Source organism: Archangium minus, assembly GCF_044360475.1.
Taxonomy (GTDB): domain Bacteria; phylum Myxococcota; class Myxococcia; order Myxococcales; family Myxococcaceae; genus Archangium; species Archangium minus.
In genome coordinates, this window is sequence record NZ_CP043494.1 from 5,637,177 (window position 1) to 5,655,007 (window position 17,831).

The following is a 17,831-nucleotide window of genomic DNA, read 5'->3' on the forward strand; positions in this document are numbered from 1 at the left end:
CTCACTCCTTCGAGTCGTTCACGGCCTGCCCGGGACGGCGCAGCCAAAGGGACAGTGCGTACAGTGAGAGGGAAACCCAGGCGATGCCAAAGGAGGCCCAGACGTACTCCCAGCCTCCCTGGATGCGGCCCACACCCACCTGGGCGAGCAGCATGTACGTGTGCGGGGACATCAGGCTACCTCCGAAGCGCGGTTGTCACGCGGGGCAGGCGCGTCCGTGGGGAGCGCCTCGGGCAGGGCCACCTCCGCCTCGCGCCGGGCGAGGGCGATCCGGTAGCGGTGCAGCAAGAAGAGGGTGAGGATGATGAGCGAGGCCCAGGCATTGACGCGCAGCGACAACACCATGTCCGGGTCCACCGTCTTGGGCGTCGACTGCACCTGGTGCAGGCTGCGCCACCACTTCACCGAGAACCACACGATGGGCAGGTTGACGAAGGAGATGATGCCCACCACGGAACTCCACACCGCGCGCTTCTCGGGATCCTCCACGAAGCCGCGCAGGGCCACGTACGCCACGTACGTCACCAGCATGATGGCCATGGCGGTGAGCCGCGGATCCCAGTCCCAGTAGGTGCCCCACGTCGGCTTGCCCCAGATGGAGCCCAGCACCAGCCCGTAGGCTCCGAAGAGCAGCCCCACCTCGGCTGTGGACTCGGCCAGCGCGTCCGTCTTCCAGCTCGTATGGAGCAGGTACGCCACGCAGCAGCAGAAGTTGACCGTCAGCGCCAGCATGGCCATCCACATGGCCGGCACGTGCACGTAGATGATGCGGTAGACGTCCCCCATCTCCCGCTCGGGCGGCGTCCACACCAGCGCCAGGTACGAGCCGATGCCCAACAGCAGCAGCGCCGCCGCCGTCATGACCAGCAGTGCTGGCTTCGCGTTGTACTTCGACCCGGGGGGCGCCCACTTCATGCCCAGCCGGACTCCCATACCCACAGACGCCAGCGCCGCCGCCGCCGAGACCACCTGCAGCACCGTGTTCATGACCTCACTCCTGACCTCAATCCTCGATGACCCGGGGGAACAGAACGAATCCCAACCCCCAATAAATCAGATTGAACCCGAATAGCAGCCAGTACCATGAGCCCAGCTGATTCATCGGGTCACCCTGCAACACGAGCGATGTCGCCTTCGCGGCGGCGAGCAGCGCGGGAATGATGAGCGGGAACAGCAACAGCGGGAGCAGCACATCTCTTGCCCGCGCATTGCTGGCGATGGCCGAATACACCGTGCCCGGTGCGCTGATGGCCATGCAGCCGAGCACCAGGGTGGTGGCGAAAGCTCCCACCCCCATGGCCACGTTCACCGAGTAGAGGGCCACCATCACGGGGATGAGCAGTGCGCCCAGCAGCACCAGCAGGAGTGCGTTTCCCAAAGCCTTAGAAAGGAAGATGGCGCGCGCGTCCGCCGGGGCCAGCCGCAGCCCGTCCAGCGTGAGGTTCTCCTGCTCCACCCGGAAGGACTCGCCCAGCGCGAGCACGCTGGCGAAGAGCAGCGCCAGCCACAGGTAGCCGCCCGCGTTGCGCGCCAGCAGCTTCGTGTCCGGCCCCACTGCGAAGGAGAACAGCAGCAGCGTGGCCAGCGCGAAGAAGATGAGCGCGTTGAGGCGCGCACGCGTGCGCCATTCGATCAGCAGATCCTTGGCCAGCAGGACCCCCACCGTCTTCAGCAGGGAGATGGGTCGTGGCTTCCTCATGCCGCCACCGCCCGGCCTTCCTGCAGGTGCAGGCGCTCCTCGCACAGGGACATGCCCTGCTCGATGAGGTGTGTGGCCAGAACGACGGTGACGCCCGTATCCTTGAGCTCGCCGATGATCTTCTCCATGGCTTGGATGCCCGCGGGATCCAACTCGCCGAAGGGCTCGTCCAGCAGCGCGAGCGCGGGGGCCTTCATCAGCAGCCGGGCGATGGCCAGGCGCTTGCGCATGCCCGCGGAGAACTGACGCACCGGGCTATCCGAGCGCTTCGTCAGCCCCACCTTGGTGAGCAGCGCCCCGGCCACGTCCGAGGGCGAGTCCATCCCGAGCAGCCGCGCCAGCACCATCAGGTTCTGGTGCGCGGTGAGATCCTCATAGAGGAAGCTCGCGTGGGACAGGAGGGCCACCTTGCGGCGCACCGTCTCTTGCTGCGTCACGCAGTTGTGACCGAGCACTTCCACTCGGCCATGAGTCGGGGAGAGCGCGGTGCCCACCAGCCTCAGCAGCGTCGTCTTGCCGGAGCCGTTGTGGCCCGTGAGGAGCAGGGAGCGGCCCGGGGGGAGGGTGTAGCTAAGGCGCGCGAGTGCCCAGCGACGTCCATATCGCTTGCTGACATCGTGGAGGACGAGCGCGGGAGGGGGCGCGGCGGTGGGGGCATCCATCGGCGGGAGCGTTCGTAACTGGAAACTTTCCCACACTCCAGAGAAAGCAAGCCCGACTGCTCGGTTGGGGACCAAGAGGTGTGGCCCTGAAGCGCCCGGGAGGGGAGTGGGATGGGAGGAGCCCTCTTGCTCCTGGATGGGAAACACCGTGGCACACGGGAAGTGGAAGTTTTTTCAACCTTCCTGACCTGATCTTCCGTCGCAATGGGCGGCGGGGGCACCCGGGTTGTGAGGAAACAGGGACTTGTCCTCGAGAGAACGGAAGATCTTTCGATCCACTGGCTCCGGACCTGCAACGGACCTACCCGGTAGGCGTCGCGGATGGGAACGGACTTACCGTCAACAGTGACTCGAAATTCCAGACAGCACCCCGCTGGGCGGATGGCACTCCGAATGCAAACCTCCTCGCACGGGGAAGCATGGGCGGCGGCGTCATCTGGGAGGAAGTAGCAATGGTGGACATGCGGGGAACGGTGCGGCGGGCGATGAAATCAGCGGCGGCGGGGGTGCTGCACCACAGCGGCCTTCGTAAAGCCCTGGCGGCCTACAGGAGGTACCAATCCGGTGGGCGTCGCATTCTGATCGTGAGCTACCACCGTGTGGTGGGGGACTTCACCGGCGAGTTGCAGCGCTCCATCCCGGGGCTGCTCATCTCTCAGGAGACCTTCCGCGGGCACCTGGAGGGGCTCTCCGCGGCCGGTTACGAGTTTGCGACCATCGGAGACGCGCTGGATGTGATGGCCGGACGCCGGACGGCCCGCAAGGATCTGTGTGTCGTCACCTTTGATGACGGCTACCGCGACGTGTACCGGTACGGCTATCCCGTCCTGAAGGAGATGGGCGTGCCGGCCATCACCTACTTGCCGGCGGCGCTCATCGGCACCAACGAGCGCTTCCACCACGACCGGCTCTTCCACCTGCTGCGGCTCGCGCAGGCCCGGGGCTACAAGCCGTTGTTCGACGTGATACCCAAGCCCTCCGCGGAGCTGCTGGACACGGTGCTCTCCGGCCGCAAGCGGCTGTCCGCGGCGCTCGACGACTTCATTGGCCAGTACTCCTCCGCCGCGCTCGCGGAGACCATCCAGGTGCTGGAGGAGAAGCTCGGCCCCGGTCCGGACCTGCTCCCCGAGCAGGGCGACCTGATGGACTGGGACGAAGTGCGGCGCATGGTGAAGGACGGCTTCGAGTTCGGCGCGCACACCCTGGGGCACGTGGTGCTGACCCACGAGCCACTCGAGGTGGTGGAGCGGGAGGTGTGCGAGTCCAAGGCCCTCATCGAGCGCGAGGCCGGCATCACCGTGCGTGACTTCGCCTACTGCAACGGCTGGTACTCGGATGACCTCATCCGCGTCCTGGTGCGCAACGGGTTCCGCTCGGCCGTCACCACCGAGGACATGCCCAACCGCATTGGCGGGGATCCCTTCACCCTCAAGCGCAAGGTGCTCTGGGAGAACTTCAGCCTGGGCCTGACGGGTGGGTTCTCGCGGAGCCTCACCGTGTGCCAGCTCGACGACTGCTTCGGCACGCTGGGCATGCGCGAGCCCGTGCCCGGCCGGCGTCCGCAGCGTTTAGCGATTCCGACGCCCACCTCCACCAACACCCTGCGGCCGGAGGGCCCGCCGGAGGAGGTGAGCTGGTGAACGGGAAGCCGGACACCGCAGTGCCCGCAGCACCTGCCGCACCCGCGGTGCCCGCCTCCTCGTTCCTGGGGAAGGCGGGGCCCCTGGTTCTTGCCCGGCTGTTCACGGCCGGGCTGACGTTGTCCATTCCGCTCGTCCTGGCGCGGGTGTTGAGCCTCGAGGAGTACGGCACCTACTACCAGCTCTTCCTCATCGCCACGACGCTCTACTACGTGCTGCCCTTCGGGGTGGTGCAGAGCCTCTACTACTTCCTGCCCCGCTCCGAGGAGAAGCGGCCTTGGTTGGGGCAGACATTGCTCTTCATGTCCGTCGCCGGAGTGGTGGCGGCGGGCTTCGTGTGGGTGCTGATCGGGCCCTTGGCGAAGCACTTCGACAACCCGGCGCTGCTCGCGCACCGGGGGACGCTCGCGGCCTATACCGCCTTCCTGCTCGGCTCCTTTCCGTTGGAGATCTCCCTCACCAGCCAGGGCCGCACGAAGCAATCGGCGCTCGCCTACCTGGTGTCGGATGCCCTGCGCGCGGCCACCATGGTCGTGCCGTGCCTGTTGGGCTTTGGCCTGCGGGGGATGATGCTGGCGGTGGCGGGCTTTGCCTTCCTGCGCTACGTGGCCGCCTGGGTGGTGGTGCCTCGCGGGTCGAGCGGTCCGCTGCTTCGCCCGGGGCTGTGGCGTCAGCAGCTCGTCTACGCGGCTCCGTTCGGTGCGGCGATGGCGCTCGCCATCCCTCAACAAAACGCCCACCTCTATATGGTGGCGGGGGCCGTGGCCCCGGCGCTCTATGCCCTCTACCGTGTGGGGTGCTTCCAGCTCCCGGTGGTGGACCTGCTCTACACGCCCACCAGCGAGGTGCTCATGGTGCGCCTGGGCGAGCTGGACAAGCTGGGGCGCATGGAAGAGGGCGTGGTGGCCTTCCGCGAGGCCGCGGGCAAGCTGGCCTTCGTCTTCCTGCCCTTCGCCGCGTTTCTCTTCGCCGCGGCCCCTGAGTTCATCGGTGCACTCTTCGGCGCGAAGTTCCTGCCGGCCGTTCCCATCTTCCGGGTGAGCGTGGTGGGCGTGGTGCTCGCCATCCTCCCCATGGACGGCGTGCTGCGTGCCCGCGGACACACTCGCGCCATCTTCCTGTCGTACCTGCTCAAGGCGGTGGTGACGGCGCCGCTCGTCTGGTTCGGCGTGAAGAGGTTCGGGATGATGGGCGGCGTCGTGTCTTGGGCCGTGGCGGAGGTGGTGGGCAAGGGTGCGCTGCTCGTTCGCGTGCCCGCGGCGCTGTCCACTCCAACACGGACGCTGCGCATCCGGGACATCATCCCCTGGCGCGAGCTGGGCAAGGCGTCACTGGCGGCCGTGGCTGCCGCGGCGAGCGTCTTCTTGCTGCGCGTCGGCACGGTGCATGCCTGGAACGGCTTGCCCGAGGGCCTCATCTGGAGGGCTCTGCCACTCGCGGTGGCCGGCGCGCTGTTCGCCATGGGCTATGTGGGTGTGCTGTACGCCACGGGTGTGAGGCCGCTGCGACTGCTCGGCAGCCTGCGCGCGCGTCGCGCGGCATGAGCGCTCGGCATCAGACTTTTGGACATGTGGACAGTGGACGGTGCGGGATTCAGGGGGGGTCCCGCAGTGGAAGGCCGGTACCTAGCTTGGGAAACCGTTCAACCAGGGGAGAGGCGTGATGGGCATTGATGCGATGACGTTGTACAGGATGGGGCGCAAGCTTTACCTACGGGGCATCCCCGTAGTGCCTGCCGTGCTGCGCAAGGCCATCCACTTCCTGCACGGCTCGTACATCCCGGTCGAGGCGGAGATCGGTGAGGGGACGCAGCTGGGCTACGGTGGCATGGGCATCGTCATCCACAAGGACGCTCGCATTGGCCGTCACTGCCTCATCTCCCACCAGGTGACGATTGGTGGACGTTCGGGGCTCAAGGATCTGCCGGTCATTGGCGACTATGTGCGCATCGGTGCGGGCGCGAAGATCCTCGGCAACGTTCGCATTGGGGACTTCGCCGTCATTGGTGCCAACGCTGTGGTGGTGAGGGACGTGCCCGCGGGGACGGTGGTGGGTGGCATCCCGGCGCGGGAGATCCGCAAGGATCCGGATCCGCTCGCCGCCTACGAGCGGGAGATGGGGCTGCGCCCGCCGGTGCGGCGCCCCGAGGCAGTGCCGTCTGTTCCTCCGCCCGCTTCCGCCGCGCAATAGCCAAAGAGGAGAGCTGCACATGCGAGTGCTCCTTGTCGGAGACTATCCGCCACCACATGGTGGTGTGGCCGTGCACGTCCAGCAGCTCCACGGGTACCTGCGCGAGCGCGGCGTGGAGGCGGTGGTGCTGGACATCGGGAAGGGGGGACGGCCGGCTCCGGACGTCATTCCCGTCCGGACGCCCACCCAGTATGGCAAGCGGCTCGCGGGCTTCCTCCGCGAGGGGTGGACCGTCCACGTCCACACCAGCGGCAACAACCCGAAGTCCTGGATGCTCGCCGCTACCGCCGGCGTGAGGGCGCCCCGCTCCCAGCGCGTCATCACGCTGCACTCGGGGCTGCTGCCGGAGTACCTGGCCGCCTCCGTGTCGCGTCGGGCCTTCGCGCGCGTGGCGCTGGCCGGCTACTCGCGTGTGGTGGCCGTGTCCGAGGCGGTACGTGAGGCGCTCGTGCGCTGCGGCGTGCCCGAGGAGAAGCTTGTGGTGTACCCGGCCTTCTGCGGCTCGCAGGTGCGGCCGGGACCTGTGACGCAGGCGGTGCAGGAGGCGCGCAACCGCCGTCGGCCGCTGCTGGCCATGGCGCACCATCCCTCGCCCGTCTACGGCCGCGGGCTGATGTTCCGCGCGCTGCGCATGCTCGCCAACGATCTGCCTGGCCTGGGACTCGCTGTCTTCGGGCCGGGGACTCGCTCGGAGGCGTTCCTGCGCGATGCGCGAGAGTGCCAGGTCGAGGAGCTCATCGAGGACATGGGCGAGCTGGAGCACTCGCAGGCGCTGGCGCTGATCGCGCGCTGCGATGCCTTCGTGCGGCCGACGACGCATGACGGCGATGCCATCTCCGTGCGCGAGGCGCTCGCGCTCGGCGTGCCCTGTGTGGCCAGTGACGTGTGCGGGCGGCCCCATGGGACGTACACCTTCCGCGGGGGCAGCGCGGTGGACCTGGCGGATCAGGTGCACCGCGCGCTCACGCACGGGCCCGCGCAGGTGGTGTCACCGGACGCGGGTCCGGTGCTGCTGAAGCTGTACGGCGAATTGTCGCAACCGGTGGTTTTGGGTGGAGGGGAGACACATGCGGCGCAGTGAGGAACTGGATCTGGCCCGCCGGGCCCTGCGTGGCAGGGACCTGGTGGTTTTCTCGAATGACTGGGATGGGGACCCACTGTCCAAGGTCCACATCATGCGGATCCTCTCCCGGGACAACCGGGTCCTCTGGGTGAACAGCATCGGGAACCGGGCACCCAAGGCCAATGCGCACGACGTGAAGCGCATCTGGAAGAAGCTGTCCTCGTTCACCGAGGGCATCCGCGAGGTGGAGCCCAACCTCTTCGTGCTCGCCCCGCTGGCGGTGCCGTTCTACGGCTCGGAGGCGGTGCGTGCCTTCAACCGCACGCTGCTGCGGGCCCAGGTGCTGCGCGCCATGCGGCAGCTGCACTTCAAGCGGCCCATCTCCTGGTCCTTCCTGCCGGCCTCGGCGCCGGTGTCCGGGCGGCTGGGCGAGGAGTTCGTCGTCTACCACTGCGTGGACGAGTTCTCCGCCTTCAGCGACACCAACGGGCGGCACATCGCGGAGCTGGAGGAGCAGCTGCTGCGTCGGGCGGACCTGTGCATCACCTCGGCGGACCGGCTGAGGGACAACAAGGTGCGCGTCAACCCGAACACGGTGCTGGTGCGCCACGGCGTGGACTTCAACCACTTCGTGAAGGCGTGTGATCCGTCCACGCCCATTCCGGAGGACATCGCGAAGCTGCCCAAGCCCATCTTCGGCTTCTTCGGGCTGGTGGCGGACTGGGTGGACCTGGAGGCGATCGCCGCGACGGCGCGAGCGCACCGCGAGGGCTCGGTGGTGGTGATCGGCAAGGTGGCGCCGGACGTGGATCCCTCGGTGCTGACGGCCGAGCCCAACGTCCACATGCTCGGACGCAAGCCGTACTCGGCGCTGCCTGGCTACTGCCGTGCCTTCGATGTGGCGCTCATGCCCTTCAAGGTGAACGAGCTCACACTCAACGCGAACCCGCTCAAGGTGCGCGAGTACCTGGCGGCGGGCCTGCCCGTGGTGTCCTCGGACATTCCCGAGGTGCGCAAGGTGGGGCTGTGCAAGCTGGCGGGCGACACCGAGGACTTCGTCCGGAAGGTGGACGAATGCCTGGCCGAGGGGGCAGGCCCCTCCCGCGAGCGCGCCGAGCGCATCCGTCACGAGAGCTGGGAAGCCAAGGTGGAGGAGATCCGCGCCTTCGTGGGCGAGGCCATGGTCAAGGCCGGACGGAGCCTGTAGCCGCCGGCTCTCGGCGTCCCGCCCGCCGCGGCTTGGGTGGGTCGCCGGGAACCTCACTCACGGATGTATCCCTCGTGGGGCTCTGTTGATAGGAGCAGGTTCCCCCCGCATCGGGTCCCATGTGGACCTGCTCCCCCCCATGAATGCCGCGCGTTTCTTCATCTTCGACGATTCACTCTGGCCGCTGCTCACCGTCCGGATGGTCAAGGACGCGACGACCCGGCACTTCGATGAGTTCCTGGACATCTCGCTGTCCTACCTGCTTCGGCGGGAGCCCCACGTTGTCGTCACGGATCTGCGCCAGGGCGGAGTGATGTCGCCCAAGCTGCGTCACCGGCTGCACGAGTGGGTGAAGTGCCATGATCCGCTCTTCCGGGAATCGGTGATCGGCGAGGCCTTCGTCCTCACCTCCCCGTTCCTCCGGCTGGGGTTGAACATCCTCTTCTATGTGCGGCAGCGGCCTTGCCCCTACTTCATCGACGCTCGAATGGAGCCGGCGTTCACGTGGGCCGCCGATCAGCTGGAGCGCGTGGGCCAACGAGAGCCCGCGGAGCGTGTGCGGAAGCACTTCGGCTTGCTTCCCCCGTGCGATCGCTCCAGTTAATGCCGCGTCGACATGAGCACCCGGCGTCTGATCGAACACGCGAAGGAGGTTGCCCGGTTCGCCCCAGTCCGGCCGGCGGTGAGGGCCGGGTTCCGAGCGGCGATCGCCAGCATCCTCCCCCTGCTGGTGGCCAGTGGCTTCCATCTCTCGGAAGCCCTCTGGCTCAGCGTGGGCGGCTTCAACACCTCCTTTGCTGACAAGGGCGGCTCGTACCGCTCTCGCGCGTCCAGCATGGGGGCGGTGGCGCTCACGGGGGCACTCTCGGTCTTCGTGGGAGGTCTGGCCGGAGGCGAGCCCCTCCTGGCCATCCCGGTGGCCCTGGTCTGGGTGACAGCGTGCAGCTACGCGGGGGTGTACGGACCCACGGCGGGCTTCGTGGGCAACATCGCGGCGAGCGCCTTCGTCATCTCCCTGGGTCTGCCCGCCTCCAGTTTTCTCGAGGCCCTCGTGCGCGTGGGCTTCCTGCTGGTGGGGGCCCTGTGGGCGATGCTGCTCTCACTCGTCCTCTGGCCAATCCGTCCCTACAGGCCCGCGCGCTTCGCCGTCGGCCGTTGCTTCCGGGCGTTGTCGGACTTCGTGGGCGAGGTGGGGCGGCTGTCCTCCGGGGGCGACAGCGCGGCCTGGCAGGCACTGATTCAGGGCCATCACGGGAGGATGCGCGAGCTCCTGGAGGAGGCCCGGGGCACCCTGGCTGCCATCCGCCGGGGCCGCCAAGAGAGTGGGCGAGGGGAGCGGCTTCTGGTCCTGTTCCAAATCGCGGACACCACCTTCGGGACGGTGATCGCCCTGGCCGACGTGATGGAGATCCTGTCGCACGGGACGGGGGTCCGTCCGGTGCAGGTGGAGGTGGAGCGTGCCCTCGCTGCCTTCTCCCGGTCGCTCCAGGAGCTCGCGCGGGTCGTGGAGACCGAGGGGCGCGCCAGGCAGTTGCCCGCGCTGGATTGGGGCGCGGAGGCGCTCCGAGACGTGCTTGCAAGGGCCGATGCCGCCGAGGGCGCTCAGGCCATGCGGGTCGTCGATCGGGCACAGGCTCTCCACGCGGCCCGGTTGCTGACGCGGCTCCGGGAGTACGCGGGCGTCGCGGTGGAGACGGCCGCAAGCCTCGCGGACGATCGTCCCTCTTCGCTCGGACAAGCGCTGCTGGGGATCGACCTGGCCGAGCGCAAGCGCCCGTTCCTCGAGCCCCTGCGGGAGAACTTCTCGAAGGACTCGATGGTGCTGAGGCATGCGCTCCGCGTGGGCGTCACCACGGCGATCGCGGTCTGGCTCACGGCCAGCTTGAAGCAGAGTCACGGCTACTGGATCACGATCACCGTGCTCACGATCATGATGCCGTACACCGGCCCCACCTTCCTCAAGGGGTTGCAGCGGGTGGTCGGCACGGTGGTGGGAGGCATCCTCGCCGCGGTGGTCGCCGCCTGGCTGCACAATCCGCACGCGATCTCGGTGCTGGTGTTCTTCACCGCGGCGATCAGCGTGGCCGTCATCTCGGTCAACTACGGGCTCTACACCGTGTTCCTCACGGTCACCTTCGTGCTCCTGGCCGAGGTGGGAAGCGGAGACTGGAGTCTGGCGGGGGTGCGGATCATCAACACCCTGATTGGCGGAGCGTTGGCGCTGGCAGGGACCTGGTTCCTCTGGGAGCGGCCGGAGAAGGAGCTCTTTCCCGCGCAGCTCGCAGCGGCGCTGCGGGCCAATCGCGAGTACTTCCGGCAGGTGTTCTCCACCTGGCTCGGGGACTCGAAGGGGCAGGAGCCGACGTTCGGCGAGGCGCGGCGGAAGGTGGGGTTGGCGACCATCAACGCGGAGACCTCCTTCCAGCGGCTGCTCTCCGAGCCTCGAAGGCGGACGGAGCCGCTCGAGCCCTTGATGACACTGCTCGCCTATACCCGTCGCTTCTCGGCTGCGGTGATTGCCTTCTCGACCCATCACGAGCGAGGGCCGGAGCGGCTTCGGGCCACCTTGGAGCGCTTCGCGATGAAGACGGAGCAGGTGCTGGAGGATCTCGCTGGCGCGGTCGCGCAGGGGCGAGCACCCGAGCCGATGCCCGATTTCGTCGGGCTCCTCGGAGGGGAGGGATCCACTGAGGGCGAGGTGGCCCAGAGGGTGGAAGAGCCGTTGCTCCAGGCGCAGCTCGAGCGAGTGGTGCGGCAGCTCACCGTCCTCCATGGTGCAGCGTCTCGCAGGGCCCCTGTCTCTGGAACGAACAAGGCCCAGCCTTTTCTCCAGTTCCTCTAACAGAAGCGCTGGTTCGGGCTTCTCCCGCTCCAGTGGGTGGGCACCGTGTCACGTCGCTGTGGCTAAGGTTTTTGCCCACATTCAACCCCCCCCACGACGCCTGCCCGCCTGCCGCATCCTGTGCTTGACACTCCCTCACCCCCAGATTAGTTAGTTTGCCGTCACTAACTTATCTCGGGGCGAAGAACTGCTCCTCCCAACGTGGAGGGGTAGGGCGCACGGGAGCACGGGTATGCAGAAGCTTCTTCGACATGGCAGGACGGGTAATGGCCCGACGTTCAAGGTGCTGGTGGCGGGCGGACTGGTGCTGACGTTGGGCGCGGGCTGTGGCTCGCGCTCGGACGCTGCGGCGGCCAAGAATGGCGCCGCGACGCAGCAGGCCGCGGCGCAGGAAGCCCCGGTGAAGGCGGACACGGTGCAGGTGGGGGAGGCGAAGGTTCCGCGCTTCCTCACGCTCACCGGTTCGCTGTCGGCCTACGAGGACTCGGACGTGGCGGCCGGCGCCGCGGGCAAGGTCCTGTCCGTGCACGTCGAGCGCGGCTCCGTGGTGAAGAAGGGCGAGGTGCTGGTGCGGCTCGATGCGCGCGCCTCCTCGGCGAGCCTCGAGGAGGCCCGGGCCCAGGTGGAGCTGGCCAGGTCGCAGCAGGCGCTGGCCAACGCGGACTGCGAGCGCAACGAGAAGCTCTTCGGCAGCGGCACCATCTCCACGGCCGATCATGATCGCGCCCAGGCCCAATGCCGCAACGCGGCGGCGCAGCTCGCCTCCGCCAACGCGCGCCTGTCCATGCTGGAGCTGAACGTGTCGGATGCCACCATCCGCGCTCCCTTCGACGGCGTGGTGTCCGAGCGCGCGGTGTCCGTGGGCGAGTACGTTCGCCAGGACTCGAAGGTGGTGACGCTGGTGGCGTTGGATCCGCTGCGGCTGTCGCTCACCGTGCCGGAGTCCTCGGCGGCCTTCATCCGGAAGGATCAGGCGGTGGAGTTCACGCTGACGGCGGCGCCGGACGTGGTGCACAAGACGAAGGTGTCCTTCGTGGGCCCGGGCCTGCGCAGCGGCACGCGGGACCTGGTGGTGGAGGCGCTCGTCCCGAACAAGGATCGTGCGCTGCTGCCGGGCCAGTTCGCCACCGCGAAGGTGCAGCTGGGCGAGCAGCAGTTGCCGGTGGTGCCCCGCACGGCGGTGCTGGAGGACGGTGCGCGCCGCAAGCTCTTCGTGGTGAGCGATGGGCGGCTGGAGGAGCGGTTCGTCCAGGTGAGCGAGTCCACGGCGGATTCGCTGGGCGTGATGGCAGGCGTTCGCGTGGGCGAGCGCGTGGTGTCGGTTGCGCGCGAGGACCTGCGCGACGGCCAGAAGCTGCAGTAGGCGAGGGCTCCGCACATGCAATGGCTCGCGAGTATTTGTGTCCGTAAACCCGTCTTCGCGTCGGTCATCATCCTCCTGATCTGCGTGGTCGGTGCCGCCGGTTACCTCAAGCTCAACGTCGACCGTTTCCCCAAGGTCGACTTCCCGGCCGTGGTGGTGATGACGGCCCTCCCGGGCGCCGCTCCCGAGGAGATGGAGACGGACGTCACCGAGAAGGTCGAGGAGGCGGTCAACACCATCTCCGGTATCGACGAGATGACCTCCACCACCACCGAGGGCAGCAGCCTGGTGGTGATCTCCTTCGTCCTGGAGAAGGACATCGACGTGGCCGTGCAGGAGGTGCGTGACCGCATCAATCAGATTGCCTACGAGCTGCCCAAGGACGTGGAGACGCCGCTGGTCCAGAAGTTCGATCCGGACTCCGTGCCAGTCGTCATCCTGTCCGTGCAGGCGCAGCGGCCCGTGCGGGAGATCACCGAGTACGCGGATCGCGTGCTGCGCCGCAGGCTGGAGACGGTGCCGGGCGTGGGTCAGGTGTCCATCGTCGGTGGCCGCAAGCGCCAGGTGAACGTGTGGATGGACCCGGCGAGGATGAGGGCGGCGGGCGTGAGCGCGGCCCAGCTGCAGATGGCGCTGGCCGGGCAGAACATGTCGCTGCCCGGTGGCAGCATCGAGACGGGCCCACAGCGGCTCACCCTGCGTCTGCGTGGACGTGTCACCAGCGTGGAGGAGCTGGGCGAGCTCGTGCTGCGCGAGAGCAACGGCCACATCCTGCGCGTGAAGGATGTGGCGCGGGTGGAGGACGGGGAAGTGGAGGCGGACACGGCCGCCGTGCGCGACGGCAAGTCCGCGGTGCTGCTGTCCATCCGCAAGCAGTCCGGTGAGAACACCGTGGCGCTCGTGGACGAGGTGCGTCGGCGCGTGAGCGAGCTGAGCACGTCGCTGCCGCCGGGCTACTCGCTGGAGGTGGTGCGCGACAACTCGGAGACCACCCTCACCGCCGTGCACGCGGTGCAGGAGCACCTCATCCTGGGTGGCATCTTCGCCGCACTGGTGGTGCTGCTGTTCCTCGGAAGCTGGCGCAGCACCATCATCTCCGCGCTCGCCATTCCCACGTCCATCATCGGCACCTTCGCGGTGATGAGCATGCTGGATCTCAACCTCAACACCATCAGCCTGCTGGCGCTCGCGCTGGCGGTGGGTATCGTCATCGACGACGCCATCGTGGTGCTGGAGAACATCCACCGCTTCATCCACGAGAAGAAGCTCAAGCCCTTCCCGGCCGCCATCCTGGCCACGAAGGAAATTGGCCTCGCGGTGCTCGCGACCACGCTGTCGCTGCTCGCGGTGTTCCTGCCGGTGGCCTTCATGGGCGGTATGCCCGGGCGCTTCCTGAGCAGCTTCGGCCTGACGATGGGCGCGGCCATCGCCGTGTCGCTGCTGGTGTCCTTCACCCTCACGCCCATGCTGTGCGCCCGCTGGTTGGTGGGTGGCTCGGCGGCTCCGGAGCATGGTGGCCACCGCAAGCCCCTGCTCGAGCGCATGACCGACGTCATCTACATGCCCATGGAGCGCGCCTATGAGCGCTCCCTGCGCTGGGTGATGGCGCACCGCTGGGTGGCCGTCGTGGCCTCGGTGGTGACGCTCGGCTCGTGCGGCCCCCTCATGGGGGCGGTGCCCAAGGGCTTCCTCCCCAAGAGCGACGAGGCCCAGTTCCAGGTGAACGTCCGCATGCCGGAGGGAACCAGTATGGATTCCACCCTCCTGGTCGCCGAGCGTGTGGCTCGGGAGATGCGCGAGAAGGTCCCGGAGGTCACCTCCACGCTCGTCACCATCGGTGACAGCGCGGACAAGTCGCCCAACGTGGCTGGCATCTTCGTGAAGATCGTCAACCCGGATCAGCGCGAGGCCAGCCAGGACGACATCATGAGCCGGGTGCGCGAGGAGATCACCTCCAAGATGCCCAAGGAGTACCGGGTGAGCGTGTCCAATGCGCCTCTGTTCGGCGGCGCCGGCACGCAGGCCGCGGTCCAGTTCGTGGTGACGGGTCCCGAGTTCGATGAGCTGGGTAAGCAGGCCACCATGCTGCTGGACAAGATGAAGCAGATCCCCGGGGTGGTGGACGCGGACAGCAACCTCATCATCGGCAAGCCCGAGGTGAGCGCGTACATCGACCGTTCGCGCGCCGCGGACCTGGGGGTGCAGGTGCCCGACGTGGCCACCACCATGCAGATGGTGGTGGGCGGTCTCGATGTCTCCACCTACGTGGAGAACGGCAACCTGTACGATGTGCGGCTGCGCGCCGAGCCCGCCTCGCGTGACGATGTGGATGCCCTGGCGCAGATCACCGTTCCCTCTGCCCGCCTTGGGGCCGTGCCCTTGACGGACGTAGTGAAGCTGCAGCGCGAGGAGGGTCCCTCGCAGATCAACCGCATGAACCGTCAGCGGCAGATCATGCTCTCGGCCAACACCGCGCCGGGTGCCAGCACGGGCGAGGTCGTGGCGGCGTTCGAGCGCATCATCGCGGAGACGAAGATGCCGGCCGGTTACGAGGCGAAGCCCGCGGGTCAGTCCCGCGAGATCGGCCGTACGGTGGGCAACTTCGCCCTGGCCTTCGGTCTGGCCTTCATCTTCATGTACCTGATCCTCGCCGCGCAGTTCGAGTCGTGGATCCACCCCATCACCATCCTCCTGTCGCTGCCCCTCACGGTGCCCTTCGCGCTGCTGTCGTTGCTGCTGTTCAAGCAGTCACTCGACATGTACTCGATGCTGGGTCTGCTGGTGCTCTTCGGCGTGGTGAAGAAGAACTCGATTCTTCAGGTGGACCACACCAACCAGTTGCGGCACGAGGGGTTGCCGCGACTGGAGGCCATCGTTCGCGGAAGCAAGGACCGGTTGCGCCCCATTCTGATGACCACGCTGTCGTTCGTGGCAGGCATGATTCCGCTGCTGATGTCCAAGGGCGTGGGCGCGAGCTTCAACCAGGCCACGGCCGGCGTGGTGGTGGGTGGCCAGACGCTGTCGCTGGTGCTCACGCTGCTGGTGACGCCGGTGGCGTATTCGCTGCTGGATGACGTGTCGGCCTGGTACAAGCGCAAGTTTGGCTCCAAGCGCTCGCCGGAGGAGACGGGCGAGGCGGAGGTGGCCCGGGCCTATGGCGGCGACACGCTCGCCGAGCTGCGCCCGGCACACACAGAGGAGGCGGCATGATTGCCCTACTCGCATTGACATGGACCGTGAGCACCGCGACGCCGGTGCTCACGCTGGACGAGGCGCTCCAGGCGGCTCGTCAAACCAACCTCGATATCCAGGTGGCGCGCGCCCGGTTGGAGCAGTCGCGACTGCTGACCAACAGGGCGTGGGCCGGCTACCTGCCCACCATCACGGTGGGTGGTAGCTACACCCGCAACTCCGCGGAATCGGTCGTGTCGCTTCCGGGGTTTGGCGAGATCGTCATCCAGCCGTACGACCAGTTCGCGGCCCGGGCCGAGGTGCGGCAGGCGATCATCGCCCCGTCGCTGTGGCCTGCCATCCGCAACGCGGGCATCTCCGAGGAGGTGGCGGAGCTGAGCACGGAGAACGTGCGCCGGGAGGTCCTCTTCGGCGTGGCCCAGGCCTACTTCGGCGCCGCGAGCTACCAGGAGGCCATCCGCGCCTCGGAGTTCCTGCTGGAGGTGAACAAGGCGCGCGAGGCGGACACGCAGAAGCGCTTCGACGCGGGGACGGTGACGAAGGTGGCGCTCCTGCGCGCGCAGCTGGACCGGGCGCGCGCGGAGCAGGATCTGGTGCGGGCGCGCAACTCCTACGCCTCCGCGAAGCTGGCGCTCTCCACGCTCCTCCAGCGGGAGGGGGACTTCACGCTGGAGCTGCCGCCGGTGCCCCAGGTCCCTTCCCAGGACGTGGATCTCGTCAAGCAGGCGCTGGAGCAGCGGCCGGACGTGGCCGCCGCGCGGCGCAGCCTGGACCTGGCGGTGGGTCGCCGAACGGGCGCGTGGTTCGCCTATGCCCCCACGGTGGGGTTCTCCGGCTTCTACCAGATCAGCAACGCCGGGGGCTTCGCGGGGCAGAACGACATCTGGGCGCTGACGCTGAGCGCGCAGTGGACGTTGTGGGATGGCGGTCTGCGGGAGATCACCCTGCGCGAGGAGTCCGCTCGCGTGGCCGAGGCCACGGCCCTGCAGAAGCAGGCGGAGCTGCGCGCCACGGAAGAAGTCTCCCGCTCCCGGTTGGACTTCGAGAGCGCCAAGGCCAACCTGTCCAAGGCCGAGGAGACCCTGGCGCTGGCGCGTGAGACGCAGCGTCTCACGGAGATCAGCTTCAAGGCAGGCGTGGCCACCTATCTCGAGGTGGCGGACGCCAACTCCGCGCTGACGAACGCCGAGGTGGGCGCCATCGCCGAGCGCCTGCAGACGTCGCTCGCGGCCCTGCGGTTGCTCCGGGCCGCCGGTCTCTTCACGGCGAACGACTGAGAGGGCCACACGGCCCTTGTGCAGGGGGCTCCGCTCGCTCCAGGTGGGCGGGGCCCTCAGCCCCAGGACAGCTCGTATTCGTTGTCGAGCAGCGATATCGAGTGGATGCGCACCGTCAGCCCCTGCACCCGGGCGGCCTCGAACGCGCCCTGCAGCGAGCCCTCCGTGTACGAGGGGGGAAGGAACTGACGGGTGATGCGCACGACGGCGCTGTTGACTCCCGTCCACTGGACCGTGCACTCGCCCGAGCTCGTATTCATCCGGTGGCTCACGGGGAGCGTGTCGACCAGCCGCCGGGGAGCCGAGAAGATCGTCCGCAGCATGAGCGCTCCTATCCGGGACGCGGCGAAGCTCTTCGCCGACACGTAGCCCATCTGGCGCATGACCTCGTCGAAGCTCCGGCTCTCGTCACTCAGGTGCCTCGCCCCGGCGTAGGACACCCGTATGAGCTTGGCGAAGGGGTAGTTGAAGAGGTCCATGAACCGCTTCTCCTGGCTCTGCGCCAGGCAGTGCTGGACCGCGGGCTCTCCTCCCAGTTGCCGCACGGCCTCGAGCACCCCGTTGATGAAGAGCCCGCGCGTGGTGTCCTCTGGCGTCACCAGGGCCAGCCGCTGCTGAAGATCCTCCTCGGAGCCGATTGGCCAGGAGCCGCCCGCTCCATCCCCCGTCGAGTGATTCACGTCCCTGAGTCTGCCT

15 protein-coding genes are annotated in these 17,831 nt (G+C 67.9%); 10 read left to right on the forward strand and 5 right to left on the reverse strand.

Annotated elements, in window-relative coordinates:
* Window position 1 precedes the first annotated feature (1 nt).
* Genes F0U60_RS23030 through ccmA form a run of 4 tightly spaced genes read right to left on the reverse strand, consistent with a single transcriptional unit; the run spans window position 2 to window position 2,361 of the window.
* Entirely contained in the window at window positions 2-172 is a 171-nt protein-coding gene (locus F0U60_RS23030; protein ID WP_395823340.1) for a hypothetical protein, read from the reverse strand.
* Window positions 172-987, reverse strand: coding sequence for a cytochrome c biogenesis protein (locus tag F0U60_RS23035; RefSeq protein WP_395823342.1), 816 nt, complete (start codon window positions 985-987; stop codon window positions 172-174). Before F0U60_RS23035 ends, F0U60_RS23030 begins: the two co-directional genes overlap by 1 nt.
* A gap of 16 nt (window positions 988-1,003) precedes the next feature.
* Window positions 1,004-1,699, reverse strand: a complete 696-nt coding sequence (locus tag F0U60_RS23040) for a heme exporter protein CcmB (protein WP_395823344.1) — start codon at window positions 1,697-1,699, stop codon at window positions 1,004-1,006.
* A complete protein-coding gene (gene ccmA / locus F0U60_RS23045) occupies window positions 1,696-2,361 on the reverse strand; it encodes a heme ABC exporter ATP-binding protein CcmA (RefSeq protein ID WP_395823346.1) in 666 nt (221 codons plus the stop codon). Before ccmA ends, F0U60_RS23040 begins: the two co-directional genes overlap by 4 nt.
* 536 nt (window positions 2,362-2,897) lie before the next feature.
* Between ccmA and F0U60_RS23050 the strand changes: the two genes are divergently transcribed.
* The 10 genes from F0U60_RS23050 (at window position 2,898) to F0U60_RS23095 (ending at window position 17,135) form a co-directional block, all read left to right on the forward strand.
* On the forward strand, window positions 2,898-4,001 hold the full coding sequence (locus F0U60_RS23050; protein WP_395825398.1) for a polysaccharide deacetylase family protein: 1,104 nt from the start codon (window positions 2,898-2,900) through the stop codon (window positions 3,999-4,001).
* 20 nt (window positions 4,002-4,021) lie between these two features.
* The gene (locus tag F0U60_RS23055; protein ID WP_395825401.1) at window positions 4,022-5,545 is read left to right on the forward strand and encodes a lipopolysaccharide biosynthesis protein; all 1,524 of its coding nucleotides are present in this window, start codon (window positions 4,022-4,024) and stop codon (window positions 5,543-5,545) included.
* A gap of 118 nt (window positions 5,546-5,663) precedes the next feature.
* Window positions 5,664-6,191, forward strand: a complete 528-nt coding sequence (locus F0U60_RS23060; RefSeq protein ID WP_395825405.1) for a serine O-acetyltransferase — start codon at window positions 5,664-5,666, stop codon at window positions 6,189-6,191.
* 19 nt (window positions 6,192-6,210) lie between these two features.
* Entirely contained in the window at window positions 6,211-7,272 is a 1,062-nt protein-coding gene (locus tag F0U60_RS23065; protein ID WP_395823348.1) for a glycosyltransferase family 4 protein, read from the forward strand.
* The gene (exoP, locus tag F0U60_RS23070) at window positions 7,259-8,461 is read left to right on the forward strand and encodes a spore coat polysaccharide biosynthesis glycosyltransferase ExoP (RefSeq protein ID WP_395823350.1); all 1,203 of its coding nucleotides are present in this window, start codon (window positions 7,259-7,261) and stop codon (window positions 8,459-8,461) included. The genes F0U60_RS23065 and exoP overlap by 14 nt, the downstream gene beginning before the upstream one ends.
* A gap of 139 nt (window positions 8,462-8,600) precedes the next feature.
* A complete protein-coding gene (locus F0U60_RS23075) occupies window positions 8,601-9,065 on the forward strand; it encodes a hypothetical protein (protein WP_395823352.1) in 465 nt (154 codons plus the stop codon).
* 12 nt (window positions 9,066-9,077) lie between these two features.
* On the forward strand, window positions 9,078-11,303 hold the full coding sequence (locus tag F0U60_RS23080; protein ID WP_395823354.1) for an FUSC family protein: 2,226 nt from the start codon (window positions 9,078-9,080) through the stop codon (window positions 11,301-11,303).
* Between the two features lie 232 nt (window positions 11,304-11,535).
* Window positions 11,536-12,666, forward strand: a complete 1,131-nt coding sequence (locus tag F0U60_RS23085) for an efflux RND transporter periplasmic adaptor subunit (protein ID WP_395823356.1) — start codon at window positions 11,536-11,538, stop codon at window positions 12,664-12,666.
* Window positions 12,667-12,681: 15 nt separating this feature from the next.
* Complete coding sequence (locus F0U60_RS23090; protein ID WP_395823358.1) at window positions 12,682-15,876, forward strand: efflux RND transporter permease subunit; 3,195 nt, start codon at window positions 12,682-12,684, stop codon at window positions 15,874-15,876.
* A complete protein-coding gene (locus tag F0U60_RS23095; RefSeq protein WP_395823360.1) occupies window positions 15,873-17,135 on the forward strand; it encodes a TolC family protein in 1,263 nt (420 codons plus the stop codon). Before F0U60_RS23090 ends, F0U60_RS23095 begins: the two co-directional genes overlap by 4 nt.
* Before the next feature lie 56 nt (window positions 17,136-17,191).
* On the opposite strand, the gene F0U60_RS23100 is transcribed toward F0U60_RS23095, so the two are convergent.
* Complete coding sequence (locus F0U60_RS23100) at window positions 17,192-17,815, reverse strand: TIGR02265 family protein (RefSeq protein ID WP_395823362.1); 624 nt, start codon at window positions 17,813-17,815, stop codon at window positions 17,192-17,194.
* Window positions 17,816-17,831 lie beyond the last annotated feature (16 nt).